Here is a 17,947-nt window from a genome sequence, read left to right as displayed (position 1 = left end):
ACTCCTAGGCGAAGGTGTCGACGAAGTGCTCGTGCGCGACCGGCGGCACGGGCTCGAGCTTCTGCGTCGTCTCGGGGCTGTAGGGGTGGTTCTTCGACGGCACCGGCTCGTCGGCCGGCGGCATGAAGACGGGCTTGCCGTCGTCGCCGAAGTACATGAGGTCGAGGTCGAACGCACCCTGGTTCTTCAGGCCGAAGCTGACCCAGTTCTCTTCGAAGGGGGCACGGGCGAGCTCGTAGCAGCGGAACTTCCAGAACTTCCACTCGCCGTCCTGCTTGAGGAAGTCGATGGCGTACTTGCACCACACCCAGTGCGCCCAGACCTTCTTGCCGAGCACCTCGTCGGGCGAGTACATGTCGGGGAACGCCTCGGCGACCCGGGGGTCGGTCAGGCCCGATTCGGTGCCGGCCATGAGCCAGACGCCCTTGGCGGTCTTGCCGTCGGCGGCGACCTCGATCACCGGGGTGTTCGTGGTGTGGAGGATCAGCTTGCCCTCGGGGTGGGGGCGGCCGCGGTGGTAGTCGGTGACGCTCTGCCACGTCGTGTACTGACCGGCGTTGGTGTAGCGCGCGCGGATCCCCTCGGTGCCCTCTTTCACCCACATCGGGATGATCTGCTCGTCCTCGAACGCGTTGTGCAGGTGCATGTAGCGGTTGAACAGGTTCTCGACCTGTCCGCGGTCCTCGGCGCGCTGCGCGAGGGACTGGGCGGCCTCGACCTGCTCGCGCAGGCGCACGATCTCGGCGACGAGGTCCGAGAGGGATGCCTCGGTGGTGGTGTTCGACACGGATACTCCTTCGTACGTGATGGGTGTCAGGCCGGCTGGTGCGCGGCGACGGTCTCTTCGATGGCGGTGCGCATGAGCGCGTGCTGCTTCTTGACGAGGTCGATGGGGTCGCTCTCACCGAGATCGCTGAACGCGTGGCCCTCCCATTCGCTGGAGAGGTAGCCCCGGTAGCCCCCGACGACGAACTGCTTCACGATGCGCGGGATGTCCATCGCGGGCTCCTGGCCGTCGGGCCCGATGTCGTAGAACTTCGCGTGGACGTGGAAGATCTGCGGCATGATGTCGAGCCACTCCTCCGGCGGCACCAGCCCGTGCATGTTGAACGCGAGGCGCGTGAACGGTCCGAAGCGCAGCGGGTCGACGCCCTCGCCCGAGAGGTAGTCCTCGAAGGTCTGGTTGCGCACGTGCATGGGGGCCGGCTCGTGCCAGATCTCGTCCATGACCGGGAAGTGCTTCTCGTCCATGCCCATCTGGCCGAGCGTGCGCAGCAGCGTCGGGGAGAGCGAGTGCATGGTCGAGGAGAAGTCGGCGGTGAAGCCGAGGCGGTCGCTGCCGAGCTCCTCGTACACCTCGCGGATCTCGAGCACCTTCGGGTCGTTCGGGCCGGAGGGCGCGTGGATCTCGTAGGCGAGCTTCTGGTCGTACTTCTCGGCGAGGGGCAGCAGACTGCGCAGCAGTTCCTTCCCCGCCGAGCGGATGACGACCGTGCGGAAGCCCAACGTGTGCGCCGACTTCAGCTGGCGGGCGAAGAACTCGTGCTCCTCGTCGGGCGTCATGTCGCGGTCCTTGCGGCGCCCCATGTCGAGGTTCGTGCCGACCGCGCTGGCCTCGAGGCCGTATCTCTCGAGCGAGTCGAACCACAGCTGCACGAAGTCGTCGTCCACGTCGGGGTACGACCGCAGCAGCTGCGCGAAGTTGAACTCGACGCCCGGGCCGATGCCCTGGTCGTGGACCTCGCGGATCAGCGTCTCGGGCGTGTACAGCCCCGCGGCGAACTCGCTCGTCATCGAGTAGAGGGTGGTCCCGAGCTGGATGCCGGTCCCGGCGATGCCGTCACTCATGGCGGGTGTCCTTTCAGGCGCGCACGGCGTGCGACAGGTGGGTGTCGAGGGTGCGCCGGGCCTCGGCGGCATCCGTGATCATGCGCGAGCCCGCGGCCGCGGCGGCCGTGCGCTGGATGACCTGCTCGGCGCGGATGATCTCGAACGGGCTCTGCCAGTGGTTCCAGTGCCAGCCCTCGTACTCGCTGGACACGGCGCCGCTGTAACCGTTGTCGACGAGAAGGGTGATGAGGTCGGCGACGGGCACCGAGGGCTCCTGGCCGTTCTCGTCGATGCCGAAGAACTTGCCGTGCACGTGACGCACCCAGGGCATGATCTCGAGCCAGTCGTCGACCCGCGCCGGACCGAAGAGTCCGGTGCCGTTGATGCCGAGATCGATGCCGAGGTCGGGGCGGCCGTACTGGTGCGAGAGGCCGATGAAGCGGCCGAACCGCTGACCGTGGTCGGCCTGGTCGGCGGGCGGACCCTGCTCGTAGTACTCGTCCCACAGCGCGACGACGGCGGCGAGCAGCTCCTCCGACGCGCCCCGGCGGCGGTACGCCTCGAGGAGCGAGGGCGCGAAGCCGGTGACGGTGGCGCCCCAGTCCATCGTGAAGCCGAGGAACGGCGAACCGACCTGCTCGTACCGGTCGCGGAGGGCGAGGATACGCGGGTGCGAGGCGTACTGGTCGGCGTGCACCTCGAGCGCGAGCGTGACGCCGTACTCCTCGGCGATGGGGGCGAGGGCCTCCATCGAGTCGGGCGTCAGCGAGATCTGCACGCGCGCGATCGGGAAGCCGAGTTTCGCCGCCGCCGCGATCTGCCGGCGCATGTAGGCGATGAGCTCGTCCTGGTCCATGAGCTTGTCGGGGCGCAGGCCGATGTCGGCGTTGACCGCGAGCGAGGTGCGGACGAGGCCGACCTCGTCGATCAGGTCGGAGAAGCGCCCGGCGAAGTGGTCGTCGATGTCGGGGAACCCGCGGAAGCTGGAGAATCCGATGATCTCCAGGCCCGGCCCGAAGCCCTCGGCCGCGGTCTTGCGGATGAGCTGGTCGAGGTCGTACTCGCGCCCGTGGAACGCGCGGGTGAAGCTGTAGAGCGTGACGCCCTGGATGGGCGTGCCGAGCGCGGTCATGCGAGGGCCTCCTCGGCCTGACGAACCGTCATCGTCTTCGTGTCGTGCTCCTCGATGTGGAGCACCTCGTCGTCGGCGATGATGATGTACGGGATGTAGAGCGTCAGATCGACCCGGACCTCGTGCTCGCCGGCATCCAGCGCGAGGTCTCCCGAGAGCACGGCGGAGTCGGTGGGGAACCACCACTCCTGCGTGTTCGTCGTCATCTCGCCGAACGTGAACTCCTCGCCGTTCATCTCCCAGCGGAGCGTCTCGGTCGGGGCCTCGACCCCGTCGATCGTGAGCTTCGCCGCGGAGATGCAGGATGCCGGCAGCGCCCGGTACCAGGGGAGGCGGACCTCCACCGCCGCACGTCCGTCGCGGGCACGCAGCGTGCCCTGTTCGATGATGCGATCCGGGATCACCGCGACCTCCTCGTCGGCGCGGCCGGAGCCGCGAACTTCTTTGTTCTGATTCCTACACTCTAATGTCTGATTTCTGCATAAGCAAGGAATCAGGCGAGGGATGCCGCGATCGCGCGGGCCCCGCGGACCGCGAGCGCCACGGACGTCAGCGTGGGATTGCAGGCCGTCGCAGTCGGGATGACGCCGTTGCCGGCGACGAACAGTCCCGGAACGCCCCAGACCTGACCGTCGGTGTCGCACACGCTCTCGCCGTCATCGGCGGCACCCATGCGCGTCGAGCCCTGGTAGTGCAGCGACGACCCCAGCGGGAGGGTGAAGGGCCGGTCGCCGACCGGATCGCCGATCGCCTCGGCCAGACGCGTGATCTCCGCGCGGGCGCGCTCGATCACCTCGTGATCGCGAGCGGTGAGGGTGTAGTGGATGCGGGGAGCCGGCATCCCGTACCCGTCGACGTGCGCGTCGTCGAACTCGACGCGGTCGTCGGCCTGCAGGTCCTTCGCGCAGAACAGCCCGAGACCGACGATCGACCCCGGCACGACCGGGTCGTCCTCGGCGAGCGCGATCGGCGAGGCGTCGAGCTGCATGATCTGCCCGTGGAACGGCACGGCGTCGGTGAACGGCACCCAGCTGACGCCGCTGTACTCGGCGAGTCCGGTGGCCGGAGCGTCGGCCCCGAGGGGGGCGACGTCGCGCAGCCGCGACGCGAACACCACCTGCGCCTGGTCGTTGAGGTATCGGCCGAGGGCCGGCGGGCGCACCCCCGAGGCCCACAGCAGCTGCGGCGTCCGCAGCGCGTCGGCGGCGACGACGACCGCCCGCGCGGCGACCTCGTGCTCTTCGCCCGAGCGCAGGTCGCGGACGACGACGCCCGCCGCGCGCCCGTCGGCGAGGACCACCGAGGTCACGAGCGACTCGTCGAACAACGAGAACGCGGGGTTCGTCCGCGTCACGTCGCCGAGGACCACGTCCGACCCCGACCACACCAGGCGACCGTCGTCGCGCCGGTGCACGGCCAGCGGCATCCGCTGCACCTTCGTCGCGTCCGTGCGTCCGTCGTCGACCGCGGCAGCCAGCCGTTCGCGCACGATCTCGCCGAACGGGGCGGAGTCGAAGGCGTCCCGCGTGACGCCGAGCAGACGCTCGGCCTCGGCGAGGAGTTCGTCCATGTCGGGGAGGAACCCGATGCGCTCGCTCTCGTTCGGCCACGGGCACGCGCCGGTCCAGTGGGCGGCCATGCCGCCCACGTTGCTCGACATCGCCGCGACCGGCAGGCCGTCCTCGCCCTCGAAGACGTAGCCGTCGTCGAGCAGGAACGTTCCGGGACGCGCCCCGCGCACCCCGGCCTTGGCGGCACCGGGGCTGACGACCTTCGTTCCCCGCTCCCCCGGGCCCTCCGACGCGACCTGCGCGCGCGTGCGCTCGGCCGGCTCGGCGATGTTCTTCACGTGCGCGCCGGGCGGGTCGGACACGGTCGGACCCACCTCGAACATCGCGACCGTCAGGTCCGGCGCGCGCTCCGAGATCACGCGGGCGTACGCCGCGCCCGTAGGGCCGCTCCCGACGATCGCGACGTCGACCGACGCGGGGTACTGCCGCCCGCTCATGCCGTGCGCCCCAGCTCGACGATGTGGGCGACGGATGCCGCGGACTCGGTCGTGGGGTAGTACTCCAGGCCGATCGGCCCGTCGTATCCGCTCGCGCGCAGCAGGCGGAAGCGCTCGGCCCAGTCGAGGTCGCCCGTCCCCGGCTCCCCGCGCCCGGGGGCGTCGGCGAGCTGCACGTACTTGACGAGGTCGCCCGCGTTCTCGAGCTCCGCCTCCATGTCCTCGCCCTCGACGGCCGAGTGGTAGATGTCGTAGAGCACACCGAACTGCGGCGACTCCACGCCGCGCGCGACGTAGACGGCCTCGGACGTGCGGTCGAGCAGCGAACCCGGGTGGTCGACGCGGACGTTCACGGGCTCCAGCACGAGCGTGACGCCCGAACCGTCGATCTGCGCGACGGCCTTCCGATAGATCTCGATCAGCTTGTCCAGCTGCACCTGCCGCTTCCAGCCGCCGAAGCCCGTGCCGCTGCCGACGACGATGCGGGGGCAGCCGAGGTCCTGCGCGATCGCGACGCCCTCGTCGAGCTTGCGGTAGAACTCCGAGTGGTCCCACGGCGGGATCATGAACTGCGTCCGCGGCTCGGCGAGCTGCGCGGTGAGCTGCGTGCCGGTCTCCTCGAGCGCGGCCTTCAGCGCCGGGAGGTCCTTCGGGGTCGCGGGGGCGTCCACGCCGGTCGGACCCCAGATCTCGACGGCGTCGAAACCGGCCGCGGCCGCCGCGCGCACGCGGTCGTGGTAATCGCCGGCCTCGGTGAAGAGCAGTTCGATGTTGGGGGCGAGCTGATACATGGGGGTCCTTTCGTTGTGCGGGCGCGCCGACCGGTGGATGCCGGGTGTCCTGGCATCCATTCGGGGTGCGCCCTAGCCCTTGAGGCCGCCGGCGAAACCTTGGATGAAACGCTTCTGAGCGAAGAGGTAGAAGGCGAGGATCGGCACCATCGAGACGATGACGATCGCGAAGATCTGGTTCCAGGCCGAGACCAGCGAGCCGATGTAGTAGTACATGGCGACCGGGAGCGTCTGGTTCGCCGAGCCGCCGAGGAAGATCAGCGACGTGAAGAAGTCGTTCCACACGATCAGACCCGCGAGGATCGCGACGGTTCCCGTCGCCGGCGACATCAGCGGCAGCACGATGCGGAAGAAGATCTGCGTCCGGGTGGCGCCGTCGATCGTGGCGGCCTCTTCGTACTCGGTGCCGAGGCCCCGGAAGAATCCGGCGTACAGGAAGATCGCCAGCGGCAGCAGCATCCCGGTGTAGAGGATGATCATGCCCCAGGCGGAGCCGGTGAGTCCGAGCGAACGGGCCCCGATGTAGAGCGGCACGGTGCCCAGCTGCGTGGGCAGCACGATGGCGACGAGGAACAGGTAGTAGACCGCGCGGCTCCAGCGGCGGGTGCTGCGGGCGATGACGTACCCGGTGAGCGAGCCGAGCAGCACCATCAGGACGATGCTGCCGGCGGTGATGACGATGCTGTTGACGAGGCCCATCACGACGTTCGAGTTGCCGGTCGCGGTGAGCACCTTGATGAAGTTGCCGAAGTCCGGGGCGGCCGGGGGCGCGAGCGTCGACGAGGTGATGACCTCGCGGTCGGACTTCAGCGCCGTCGTGACGAGGAAGTAGAACGGCAGCAGGAACACCAGCGCGAGGAGCCAGAAACCGAACTCGCGGAGCGCGGTGAGCTTGGTGTAGCGGAACATGTCAGGACTCCTCGGAACGACCGGCGGTCACGCGCTGCTGCACGACGGCGAAGACCAGGATGATGAGGGTGAGCAGGAGGGCGAGCGCCGCGCCGTACCCGAAGTTGCCGAGGGCGAACGACTGCTTGTAGACCTGCGTCGCGAGGGTCTCGGTGGCCGCCGCGGGGCCGCCGCCGGTGAGGGCCATGATCTGGTCGAAGACGCGCAGGCCGTTGACGAGACCGAGGGTCGTGGCGATCGCGACCGCGGGGCGGATCGACGGCAGGGTGACGTGCCAGAAGCGCTGCCAGAGGTTCGCCCCGTCGATGGCGGCGGCCTCCTCGATCTCGACCGGCACGGCGGCGAGGCCGGCCATGTAGATGACCATCGCGAAGCCGATGTTCTGCCACACCAGCACGATGAGGACGGTCCAGATCGCCCAGGTCGGATCGGCGACCCAGGCGCGGGCGATGTTCCCGAGGCCGACCCCGCGCAGCGCGAGGTTGAGCGGACCGTTGTAGTCGAAGATGAACTTCCAGATGTAGGAGGTCGCGAGGGGGCTCAGCACCACCGGCATGAAGAACAGGGTGCGCAGGATGTAGCGGGACTTGAGCCCGCGGTTGAGCCCGAGCGCGAAGCCCAGGCCGAGGACGTTGCTGAGGATCACCGACCCGAACGCGAGGAACAGCGTGTTCCAGAGGGCGCCGAGCTTGGTGGGGTCCTGGAAGATCTTGACGAAGTTGTCGAGGCCGATCAGCTCGAACGCGCCGATACCGGTCCAGTTCGTGAAGGCGAAGAACCCGCCGACGCTCGTGGCGACGTAGTGGATGCCGATGACGAAGACGATCCCGGGGAGCGCCCACCACCAGTGGCCGAACTTCAGCAGTCCGGGCCGCCGGGGAGCCGGGGCGCGGCGCCGTCCGCGGCGCGGCAGGACCACCCGCTCGGTCTCGGTCCGAGCCGCTTCGCTCGGTCGAAGTGTTGTGCTCATGACGTCCTCGTCTCCGTGGGGAAGGGTGCGGCTCCGCCGCCCGGGTCCCTCGGGGTCCCGGGCGGCGGAGGGTGTCAGTTGCCCCAGGCGGCGTCCATGCTCTGGAGCACCTGGTCGATGGTGGTCTGCCCGGTGAGCAGTCCCTGACCGCCGACCTGCAGCGCCTCGTACACCGAGGGGTTCGGCCAGATGTTGTTCGGCAGCGGCGTGTACTGCTTGTTCTTCAGCAGATCGGCCACGGGGGCGTAGATCGTGCCGCTGAGGTCGAGCGTGTCGAACGCCGAGACGGGCAGCTCACCCGAGAGCTCGTAGTAGCGCTGCTGCTGGGCGGGCTCGGCCATCCACTCGAGGAAGTCCTGAGCGGCCTGCTTGTTCTTGGCCTTGGCGTTGATCGACAGCGTGTAGTTGGAGCTGCCGAGAACCATCGGCTCGCCGCTCTCGGCGGGGAAGGGCTCGACGGCGAACTCGGCCTCGGCGGGCGCGGCCTTGGAGATCTCGACCGCGGCACCCGACGGGATGAAGCTGCCGACCGAGGTGCCCTGGGCGAGGCCGTTGGTGATGGCGTCGAAGCCACCGCCCTCGGCGCCCGGCTGGAAGCAGCCGGCGTCCTTCAGGTCGATGAAGGTCTGGAGGGTGTCCTTCCAGCCCTGGCTGTCGGCGAAGGTGACCGTGCCGTCGGCGCGCTGCTGGTTCCAGTCGGGCGTCGACGAGTACACGCGGGTCGCCGAGATGCCCTGGATGGTCAGACCCACGTTGGGGCCGGCGGCACCGGCGAGGGCGAGGAGCGATGCGCCCTGACCCTGGAGCGACGAGCAGGCCGCGGTGAGTTCGCTCATCGTGGTCGGGAAGGAGTCGAGGCCCTTCATCTTGGCGGTGCCGAGGCTCGCGACGACGGCGCCGATGGTGAAGTCCAGGGGCTGGCCGTAGACCTTGTCGTCGATGGTGTACACCGACTCGCTGCCGGGGATGATGAGGCTCTTCGCGGTGTCGCCGAGCGGTTCGAGGAACCCGGCCTCCGCGAGCGGGATGATGCCGCGGGCGTCGCCCGAGCCGGGCGTGGTCTGGATGACGTCGGAGGCGTTGCCGGCCTGCAGCTGCGTGCGGATCGTCTCGCCGTACTTGTCGTTGGGGGTGGGGTTGGTCGTGATGGTGACGCCCTCGTGCTGCGCCTGGTACTCGTTGGCGAGGGTCTGGTACGGGCTCTCGAGGTTGTTCGAGGTGGCGAACGTGAACGTGAAGGAGCCGCTGTCCCCCGAGCCGGTGTCGCCGCCGGAGCCGGAGCATCCGGCCAGGACCAGGGCTGCGGTGGCGGGGAGGGCGAGGAGACTTACGAGCCGCGTGACGCGACGGCGGGGTTGAGTCATGGCCAGCCTTTCTGACGACGTTGTCGGCGGCTCCTTCGGTGGAGCGCCTGTGCTGTGATCCTCAGTATCGAGGGGATGCGCCGAAAAAGCACATAAGTCTCGTAGATAGAGCACATAAGGCCCGCCCGGGCGTATGGCATCCACCCCCGCGATAACTCACGTGCGGCACATAGACCCCGTGGATACACTGGCGTCACGCATATCCGAGCGAAGGATCACATCGTGGTGACCGATCATGCGACGCTGTCGCGCCTCGACCTCAACCTGCTCATCGCGCTCGACGCGCTGCTCACCGAGCGGAGCGTGACGCGGGCGGCCGACCGGCTGCACCTCAGCCAGCCCGCCCTCAGCGCCTCGCTCGCGCGGCTGCGCACGCACTTCAACGACCAGATCCTCGCGCGGCGCGGGAACACGTACGAGCTCACGCCGTTCGCGGTGCGTCTCACCGATCACACGAGCACGGCCCTGGAGGCCGCCCGGCGCGTCTTCGAGAGCCAGGCGTCGTGGTCGCCCGCCGAGTCGACCCGCGAGTTCTCGATCTACGGCTCCGACTACGGCTTCGTCACCGTGGGCACCGTCGTCTCGCAGCTCGCCGCCGAGCAGGCCCCCGGGGTCCGGTTCCGCTACATGCTGCACAACCCCGGCATCGTCGAGGACGCCGCCAACCGCCTCCGCTCCGCCGACGCCATGGTCATCCCGCACGGTCCGGTCTCGGAGCTGCCCTACCTCGACCTGTGGCAGGACGACTGGCTCGCCGTCGTCTCCGACGACAACGACGAGGTCGGGGAGTCGCTGACGATGCAGAACCTCGCCGACATGCCGTGGGTGCTGACGTTCCAGTCCCGCTCGGCGTTCACCTCGGCCGCGCGCCAGATCCAGCAGCTGGGCGTCGAACCGCACATCGAGGTGGTGCTGGAGAGCTTCCTCCCGGTGGGGCACTTCGTCAGCGGCACGCGCCGCGTGGGTCTCGTGCAGTCGGCTCTCGCTCCGCACCTGCTGCGCATCGGCGGCATCCGCGTCGTGCCCCTGCCGTTCGCCGCGACACCGATCGTGAGCGCGCTGTGGTGGCATCCCTCGCACAACCGCGATCCCGAACACGAGTGGATGCGCGGACTGTTCGCCGAGGCCGGCCGCCGGGTCGCCGCGGGGCACGCGCCGCACTGAGTCCCGCTCTCCTGCATAAACGCGATTCGCGCGCATAAACACGGTGTGCACGCGTTTCCACGCGCGAATCGCGTTTATGCCTGGGTAGGGGTCGGCTATCAGTGATCGTGATGGAGCGCATCCGGATGCCACCGCGCCCATCGCTGGCCATCCCCGGCGCCCCGTGGCTACGGTGAAAATCAGAACCAACGTCCTGATTCTGTAAATCGCGCGTTCGTCCCCCTCCCGATGCCCGCTCAGTGAGGAGCACCCCATGGCACAACCGTTGCGCATCCTGATCGTCGGCGCCGGGATCGGAGGCCTGAGCACGGCCTCGGCCCTCGCCCGGATCGGCGCGGAAGTCGACGTCATCGACGACAAGCCCGAGATCAGCGTCGCCGGCGTCGGTTTCGGCCTGCGCATCAACGGCCTCCGCGCGGTGCGCGACATCGGTCTCCTCGAGGACGTGCTCGCGATCGGCCACCCCGCGCCCGGGATCGACAACTACGACGCCGACGGCAACCTCCTCAGCACCATGAGCTACGGGACACGGGACGAGGGGCTCCCCGGCTGCGTGACGATGTCGCGCATCGCCTTCCTCGAGCTCGCCGCGAAGCACGCCCTCGACAACGGCTGCACCTTCCGGATGAGCACGACCGTCGCCGACATCGCCCAGGATGCCGACACGGCCACGGTCACGTTCAGCACGGGCGACCGCGCCGACTACGACCTCGTGCTCGGTTTCGACGGCCTCCACTCGCAGATCCGTCGCGAGTACTTCGGCGAGAAGTACGCTCCCCGCCCCGTCGGCGGAGTGGCGTGGCGCGCGGGACTCCCGAACCGCCGCAGGATCATGCAGCCCATCATCTGCCAGGGCTACGGCGGCAAGATCATGCTGACGCCCCTGTCGGAAGACCTCATGTACATGGTGCTGACCGTGGCGGAGGAGGGCCGCCCGCGCTACGACGCCAGCAAGATGGCCGAGATCATGCACGATCGTGCGGCCGCGCTCACCCGCGGGTCGGAGTTCCTGGCCGATGCGCTCGAGGACGTCCGCCACGCCGAGAACGTCGCCTACACGCCCTATTCGACCGTGTGGGTGCCGTACCCGTGGTTCCGCGGCCGCGTGATGATCCTGGGCGACGCGGCGCACACGATGACCCCGTACCTCGGGTCGGGGGCGGCGATGAGCATCGAGGACGGCGTCGTGCTCGCGCAGGAGCTCGCGAAGGACCAGTCGCTGCTCGACGCGCAGCTGAACTTCATGAAGCGCCGCCTTCCGCGCGTGCGCGCGGTGCACGAGCGGTCGATCGAGTCGATGCTCGAGGAGTTCGACTCCGTCACCGAAGAGACCTACCGCGCCCGCATCGACCACCTCCGCCACGACGAGCCGATCGCCAATGAGTACGCGAACCGCCTCCTGCGGATGCCCTACTGAGACCCCCGAGGAGACGCCCGTGTCGCACACCCCCACCCGCACCCTTGTCGTGGATGCCGCCCGGGAGAGCGCCTTCCGTCCGCTGAACGGCGTGGGCGGCGTCCCCGGCCCCGTCGAGGGATACCCCGAGTTCCCCGACATGACGCCGCTGTGGCGGGAGGCGGGGGTGGCGGTCGTCCGCTCGTTCGACTGGGTGTCGCGCCTCGACACCCGCGACAACCCCACGAGCCTGTTCCCCGACTGGAGCGCCGACCCCGACGACCCGGCGAGCTACAACTTCACCGCGACCGACGAGTGGGTGGAGGCGGTGCACGCGATCGGCGCGGAGGTCCTGTTCACGGTGGCCAGTTCCATCCCGAAGAACAAACTCCCGGCCGAAGACGTCGAGCTCTACGGCAGGGTCGTCGAGCACGTCGTCCGCCACTACTCGGCAGGGTGGGCGGGCGGACCCGCGAAGCCCGTCCGCATCTACGAGTTCGGCGACCAGCCCGACTTCGGCCCCCTGCACTTCGGCGGGCGCCCCGAAGACTTCTACGCGATGTACGGCGCGTTCTGCGAGGCGGTTTCCCGCGTCGACCCCTCCCTGACGGTCGGTGGGCCGTCCCTCGCCTTCGCGCTCGAGGCCGACGCGCCCTACCGCGAGGGCTTCCTGGCCTTCGTGCGCGAGAACGACCTCCCCCTCCACTTCTTCTCGTTCCTGTGGTTCACCGACGGCAGCCGCGATCCGCTGGACTACCGCTACGTCGCCCGCGAGCTGCGGACCGTGCTCGATCGTCACGGGTTCAGCGACACCGACCTGACGCTCTCGTACTGGAACTACCTCGCGGTGCCCAGCAGCTCGGCCCCGGCCGCCGAGAAGGGCGCGTTCCAGGTCGCGACGGCGATCGCGCTGCAGGACACGGTGATCGACCACGCGTTCTTCTTCCGCGCCGACAGCGGCCGCGACCCCCACTACGGTTTCGTCGATCCGGGCGGCGTCGGCGACGTGGACGGCACCCCCGACGAGCGTTCCCGCGCACTGGCCCTGGCCGGACGCGCCCTCACCGGGCGACGCCTCGCCGCCTCGGGCGGGGACGAGTCGGGCCTGGCCGTCGCCGCCGGACGCGACGGCGACACCGTGCGCGTGCTGGTGTCCAACTACGTCGCCCCCGACAGCGCCCTCGCCCCGCGCGAAGAGGACCGCTTCACCTTCCGCATCCCGATCGGCGAACAGCGGATCGAGCTGGGCCTGACCCTGCCCCCGCAGCGTCCCGACCTGGCATCCGCCGGGGTCGAATCGGCTCGGATCCAGGTGCAGAACCTCCCCTGGACGGATGCCATCGTGCACGCCACGATCACGTCTCTGGACGGCGTGGTCGAGGGTCCTCACCCGGTGACGGTGTCCACCACCGGCGCCCTCCAGCTCGATGTGCCCCTGCCGCCGCAGTCTGCGATCCTCGTGGAACTGACGGCGTGAGCACAGGGGGTCCCGTGAGCGGCGTATCGGAGCCCAAGCAGCAGCGCAGCCGCGACTCGTTCGCGAAAGTGCGCGCCGCGGTCCTCGAGCTCCTGCACGAGCGCGGGACCGGTCAGTTCTCGCTCGCGGAGGTCAGCGCGCGGGCCGGAGTGTCGATCGGGTCGATCTACGGACGGGTGCCGGGCAAGGCGGAGCTGCTGCGGGCCGTCCAGACCCAGGAGTTCGATCGCCTCGACGCCGAGACCGAGCAGCGCGTGGGTGCGGCGGGGGTCGGGGCCGCGAACTTCGCGACCGCGACGGCCGACATCGTCACGGTCTACGCCGGGATTCTGCGGGAGAACCGCGACCTGTTGTCGCCCTTCTTCCTCCTGGGGGTGGAGGATGCCGAGATCCTCGCGCGCGGGCGACGCTCCGGTGACGCGGGGCAGGCGGTCTTCCTCCGCGCGCTCTTCGCCGCCGCCGCGGAGCACGGCGTTGACCTCCCGACGGAGAGCGCCGTCTGGGCGTTCGAGATCTTCTACAGCCTGTGCGTGCGGTACCTCGGCCTCGGCGTGACGGCGACCGCGAGCCCCCACGACACCTACGCCTGGCCCGACCTCCTCGAGCGCCTGGCCCGCACGGTGTACCGGACGATCGCGGCGGACTGACCCGGCGCGTGGCCGCTCACCGGCCAATCCGGCTCCCGCCCCCGGTCACCCCACCGGCACCGCCCGCATCGCCGAACGGATGAGGTCGTGCTGGCGCCGCACGAGCAGCAGCGGGTCGACCTCACCGAGTTCGGCGAACGCGTGACCCTCCCACTCGCTCGACCAGAAGCCGCGGTATCCGCCCTCGACGAAGACGCGCACGAGCTCGGGGTAGTCGATCGCGGGCTCTCGGCCGTCGTCATCGATGTCGTAGAACTTCGCGTGCACGTGCAGGATCTGGGGCATGATGTCGGCCCACTCGCGGGGGTCGACGTGCCCGTGCATGTTGAACGCGAGGTGGGCGAACGAGCCCAGGCGGCCGGGGTCGAAGTCACGCCCGCGCAGGTACGCGAGGAACTCCTGCTGACGCGCCTGCATCGTGGCATCCGTCGCCCAGATCTTCTGGAGACGCGCAACCGCTTCGTCGTCGAGCCCCGCGCGACGGACGGCTCGCAGCAGCGTCGGCGACATCGCGTGCATGGTGGACGAGAAGTCGGCGACGAAGCCGAGCAGCGGCGAGTCCAGCTCGGCGTAGGTCTCGCGCACCCGCAGGATCGGCTCGGCGTTCGGTCCCATGGGTGCGTGGATCTCGTACGCGAGCTTCAGCTCGAAGTCCTCCGCGATCGGCAGCAGCCGACGGAGCAGCTCGGGCTTGGCCGACTGGATGCGCACGAGCGGGAACCCGAGCTTCTTGGCGCCCTCGAACATGAGGGTCGAGAACTCGAACTCCTCGTCGGGGGTCATGTCGCGATCACGCCGGCGCCCCATGTCGAGGTTGGCGCCGAACGAGCTCTCGACGAACCCGTGCCGGTCGAACGCCGCGCGCCACGTGCGCACGAAGTCGTCGCCGACCACCGGGTAGGTCGGGACCATCTGGGATGCCACGATCTCGATGCCGGGGCCGATCCCGAGATCCGCGACCCGGTCGAGCAGGCCGTCGAAGTCGTACCAGCCGGCGCGGAACTCCGCGCTCGCGGAGTAGAGCGTCAGGCCGAGCCGGAAGGGGTCGTCGTCGGTCGCGGGCGGCGCGGGAACCGTCTCGTGCACGAGCGCCGGGGGCACGGCATCCGTGTCGACGACCGTCAGGGTCCTCACGTCGTGGACCACGTTCGGCACGTACATGCCGGGGCCGCCGTCCTGGCCGGGCGCGATCTGCATGTAGGGCAGGCGCAGCTCGCCGTGCAGCACGACGTCGTGGGTCTCTCCGAGCGCGACGGGTTCGACCCGTCGGACCACCAGCAGCGGGTGCTCCTGCAGGAACCACAGCGTCTCGCTCTGCTCGGGCAGCTCGTCGACGCGGTAGGGGCGTTCGCCCAGCTCGAACCGGAGGTCGTCGGCATCGACCGCCTCTCCGTCGATCGAGAGCGCGAGCGAGGTGACCGACGACAGCCAGAGGCTCCGGTACCAGGGGATGGTCAGCCGGAGCGCGAGCCCGTCGGGGTGGGGGCGCAGGCTGTCGGCGTGGATCAGTCCGTTGGGCATGACGCGCCTCAGAGCCGGTCGGCGATCTGGCGGATGAGCGAGTGCTGGCGGCGCACCTGCTCGATCGAGCGCCACGGTTCGCGCTCGCCCTCGTATTCGCTCGAGAGGTACCCGGTGTACCCCGCGTCCTTCAGCGCCCGGAGGACGGGCTCCCACGGGATCTGCTTGTCGTCGAGCTCCTCGTCGATGTCGTGGAACTTCGCCTGGATGAACACCACGTTCTCGATCACGTCGAACACGTCGTTCGGGTCGACGTGGATGCCGTCGAGGAACGCCGGACGCCGACCCGGCAGCTCGCCGACCTTCAGCGGGATCGGGCGGTCCTGGAAGATCCCGGTGTCCAGCAGCAGCCCGAAGTGCTTCGTGCCGGTGCGGCGGATGAGGGCGATGTAGTCGTCGACGACCTCGTGCTTGATCGGGGTGGGCGAGTGGATCTCGGGGCAGATGATGACGTCGAGCTCCTCCGCGAGCGGGAGGGATGCCTCGACGGCCTCGGTCCAGATCGGGTGGGGGACGAGGTCGCTGGACACGACGCCGATCTTCGGCCGGACGAACCGGAAACCGAGGCGCTTCGCCAGACGCAGGTCGCGCTGCAGGACGGCGGCGCCCTCTTCGGCGGTCATGTCGCGGGCGTTGGGGCCGCTGGAGTGCAGGCGCGTGTCGATCCACGAGCCGTAGTTCGTCGGCTCGAGGCCGTACTTCTGCAGCAGCGCGAACCACTGCTCGACCCACTCGTCGGAGGGGTTCGGGTAGTTCGGGATGTGCGCTTCGCCGAGGATCTCGAGGCCCGTCGCGCCGAGGTCGGCGATCGAGGCCATCGCGGTCTCGAGGTCCAGGACCGTGCCGAAGTCGCTCATGTAGCTGTACAGCGAGACGCCGTACCGGAAGGGGGCACCGGATGCCTCGGGCGCGAGCGTGACGTGCTTGGTCACGCGGTACGTGCTGGGCTGGTGCTCCTGCGGGATGTACGACATGCGCAGCCGGAGCTCGATCGACAGCTCGTGCACGCCGTCGGGGAGACCGCCGGCGAGCGGCACGGTGATGATCGCCGCGTCCTCGAGCGGCCAGCGCACGCCATCGCCGTCCCACAGCTCGGCGAGCGTGTACTGCCGTCCCTGCAGCGTCCACAGCGGCACGTCGGGGGCGACGTCGACGAGCCCGGGGATGCTCACGCCGATCCCGTCGATGAGGGACGCGGCCATGCCGCGGTACGACGGCATGCGGACGCGGAACTGGAATCCGGTGATCTCGTCGCCCTCGCGGACGTTGCGGAATCCGACGGACTGGATGAGGTCTCTTTCGAGAAGCATCGTCGCTCACTCTCTGTGGGGTTCGCCTTCGACGCTACCCCCTTATGCCTCATTCAGACATAAGCGTTCCTGATCCCCCGCATCAGCCGACGTCCGGCGGGCTCGCGCAGGCGTGAGTCGCCAAGATTTGTCGCCTCGGTGCGCCGAGAAGCGACAAATCCTGGCGACTCACGCGTCTGTTAGGCGGTCTCGCGGGCGTGGACGTCCTCGGAGGGCGACGCGACGGCATCCGGGCGACGCGTCGCGACGAACGTCGCGACCGCCACGGCGACCGCCGCGACGCCGACGACGCCCACGGCCGTCGTCAGCCCACCGAGGGCGGCGGCGAGGATCCCGATGAGGATCGGCGTCAGGAACTGGCCGAAGAAGAATGACGCCGTCCACAGGCCCGTCACCCGCCCGCGCTCGGCGAAGGTCGTGGTCGCGACCACCCACCGCAGCAGCGTGGGCAGGACGAGTCCCGAACCGAACGATGCGACGATCGCCCCCGCCACCACGCCCGGGACGCCCGACACGATCCAGATGACGAGGAGGCCCACGGCCTGGAGTCCGAACGCGATCGGCAGCAGGCGCACGTCCAGCCGACGGGCGAGGGTGGCGAAGAGGATGCCGCCGGCGGCGGTCGCCAGGGAAGCGACGGCGGCGACGGCGCCGATGACCGCGGTGTCGTCCGCGGCGACGCCGGCCCCGACCAGCAGGTAGCTCACCTCGATGATCACGACGTAGAACGTGAAGCCGCCGAACACCGTCACCAGCAGCCGTGCGCCGATGCGCCGCCACGGGACCGCGACGCGCTCGGACGCCTCCCGCGCCGACGCGCCCGAGGCCGCGCGCGGCTCCCACAGCAGGAAGAACATGGGGATCGCGAGGACGAGGCTCACCGCGTACACCCAGAACGGCGTGTGCCACCCGCCACCGCCGAGCGCGCCGCCGAGCGCGATGAACACGGTGGCGGCGAGGGTGGTGACGACGGTCTGCGCGGCGAGGTAGCGGTTGCGGCGCTGGTCGTGGAAATAGTCCACGATGAGCGCGGTGCAGACGGTCATGATCGCCGCCTCGCAGATGCCCACCAGCACCCGGCTGACGAGGATCTCCGTCAGGCCCTCGATCCACGCCGGAGCGGTGCCGACGAGGGCGTAGACCACCATGGCGACGAGGAGCAGGGGCTTTCGTCCCACCCGATCCACGATCTGCCCCGCGAAGGGCGCCATGAGGGCGATGAACAACGCGGGGAGCGCGACGATCATCGGAACGAGGACCTCGGACCCCGGTGTCGCGGCGAAGTGCGCCGAGAGCTGAGGGAGGACGGGGGTGATGAGCACGGAGCCCAGCACCGGCATGCAGCTCCCGGCGAGGAGCAGGATGCCCTGGGCGGTTCCCGCGCGGTGGATGCGGTGCGTGGTGGTGGAAGCGGACGTCATCGTCGGA

At 69.5% G+C, this 17,947-nt stretch carries 16 protein-coding genes; 4 read left to right on the top strand and 12 right to left on the bottom strand.

The window, feature by feature from the left end; all coding sequences use genetic code 11:
• Positions 1–4 precede the first annotated feature (4 nt).
• From CSIV_RS10005 to CSIV_RS09965, 9 genes are all read right to left on the bottom strand, one after another.
• Complete coding sequence (locus CSIV_RS10005; protein WP_077051209.1) at positions 5–787, bottom strand: nuclear transport factor 2 family protein; 783 nt, start codon at positions 785–787, stop codon at positions 5–7.
• A 26-nt stretch (positions 788–813) separates the two neighbouring features.
• On the bottom strand, positions 814–1,848 hold the full coding sequence (locus CSIV_RS10000) for a sugar phosphate isomerase/epimerase family protein (protein WP_077051208.1): 1,035 nt from the start codon (positions 1,846–1,848) through the stop codon (positions 814–816).
• 13 nt (positions 1,849–1,861) lie between these two features.
• Complete coding sequence (locus CSIV_RS09995) at positions 1,862–2,962, bottom strand: sugar phosphate isomerase/epimerase family protein (protein ID WP_077051207.1); 1,101 nt, start codon at positions 2,960–2,962, stop codon at positions 1,862–1,864.
• A complete protein-coding gene (locus tag CSIV_RS09990; RefSeq protein ID WP_077051206.1) occupies positions 2,959–3,366 on the bottom strand; it encodes a C-glycoside deglycosidase beta subunit domain-containing protein in 408 nt (135 codons plus the stop codon). Before CSIV_RS09990 ends, CSIV_RS09995 begins: the two co-directional genes overlap by 4 nt.
• An 89-nt stretch (positions 3,367–3,455) precedes the next feature.
• Entirely contained in the window at positions 3,456–4,970 is a 1,515-nt protein-coding gene (locus CSIV_RS09985; protein ID WP_077051205.1) for a GMC oxidoreductase, read from the bottom strand.
• Positions 4,967–5,761, bottom strand: coding sequence for a TIM barrel protein (locus CSIV_RS09980; protein WP_077051204.1), 795 nt, complete (start codon positions 5,759–5,761; stop codon positions 4,967–4,969). The genes CSIV_RS09985 and CSIV_RS09980 overlap by 4 nt, the downstream gene beginning before the upstream one ends.
• A 72-nt stretch (positions 5,762–5,833) precedes the next feature.
• A complete protein-coding gene (locus tag CSIV_RS09975; RefSeq protein ID WP_076493090.1) occupies positions 5,834–6,670 on the bottom strand; it encodes a carbohydrate ABC transporter permease in 837 nt (278 codons plus the stop codon).
• 1 nt (position 6,671) lies between these two features.
• Positions 6,672–7,640, bottom strand: coding sequence for a carbohydrate ABC transporter permease (locus CSIV_RS09970; RefSeq protein ID WP_077051203.1), 969 nt, complete (start codon positions 7,638–7,640; stop codon positions 6,672–6,674).
• A 74-nt stretch (positions 7,641–7,714) separates the two neighbouring features.
• Entirely contained in the window at positions 7,715–9,004 is a 1,290-nt protein-coding gene (locus tag CSIV_RS09965) for an extracellular solute-binding protein (RefSeq protein ID WP_077051202.1), read from the bottom strand.
• A gap of 225 nt (positions 9,005–9,229) precedes the next feature.
• Between CSIV_RS09965 and CSIV_RS09960 the strand changes: the two genes are divergently transcribed.
• The 4 genes from CSIV_RS09960 (at position 9,230) to CSIV_RS18390 (ending at position 13,688) form a co-directional block, all read left to right on the top strand.
• Positions 9,230–10,168, top strand: coding sequence for a LysR family transcriptional regulator (locus tag CSIV_RS09960; protein ID WP_077051410.1), 939 nt, complete (start codon positions 9,230–9,232; stop codon positions 10,166–10,168).
• A gap of 253 nt (positions 10,169–10,421) precedes the next feature.
• Positions 10,422–11,585 carry an FAD-dependent monooxygenase gene (locus CSIV_RS09955; RefSeq protein WP_077051201.1) on the top strand — a complete coding sequence of 388 codons (1,164 nt, stop codon included), beginning with the start codon at positions 10,422–10,424 and terminating at the stop codon, positions 11,583–11,585.
• Positions 11,586–11,604: 19 nt separating this feature from the next.
• Positions 11,605–13,041 (top strand): hypothetical protein, encoded by a 1,437-nt coding sequence (locus CSIV_RS18065; protein WP_077051200.1) that lies wholly within the window; start codon positions 11,605–11,607, stop codon positions 13,039–13,041.
• Positions 13,042–13,055: 14 nt separating this feature from the next.
• On the top strand, positions 13,056–13,688 hold the full coding sequence (locus CSIV_RS18390) for a TetR/AcrR family transcriptional regulator (RefSeq protein ID WP_077051199.1): 633 nt from the start codon (positions 13,056–13,058) through the stop codon (positions 13,686–13,688).
• A gap of 45 nt (positions 13,689–13,733) precedes the next feature.
• On the opposite strand, the gene CSIV_RS09940 is transcribed toward CSIV_RS18390, so the two are convergent.
• From CSIV_RS09940 to CSIV_RS09930, 3 genes are all read right to left on the bottom strand, one after another.
• Complete coding sequence (locus tag CSIV_RS09940; RefSeq protein ID WP_077051198.1) at positions 13,734–15,209, bottom strand: C-glycoside deglycosidase beta subunit domain-containing protein; 1,476 nt, start codon at positions 15,207–15,209, stop codon at positions 13,734–13,736.
• Between the two features lie 8 nt (positions 15,210–15,217).
• Positions 15,218–16,519, bottom strand: coding sequence for a C-glycoside deglycosidase beta subunit domain-containing protein (locus CSIV_RS09935; RefSeq protein WP_077051197.1), 1,302 nt, complete (start codon positions 16,517–16,519; stop codon positions 15,218–15,220).
• A gap of 179 nt (positions 16,520–16,698) precedes the next feature.
• Positions 16,699–17,940, bottom strand: a complete 1,242-nt coding sequence (locus CSIV_RS09930) for an MFS transporter (RefSeq protein WP_077051196.1) — start codon at positions 17,938–17,940, stop codon at positions 16,699–16,701.
• Positions 17,941–17,947: the final 7 nt, after the last annotated feature.

This window comes from Microbacterium sp. CSI-V (genome assembly GCF_001984105.1).
Taxonomy (GTDB): domain Bacteria; phylum Actinomycetota; class Actinomycetes; order Actinomycetales; family Microbacteriaceae; genus Microbacterium.
Note: the sequence above shows the minus strand (reverse complement) of the source record. Positions and strands in the feature narration are given on the sequence as shown.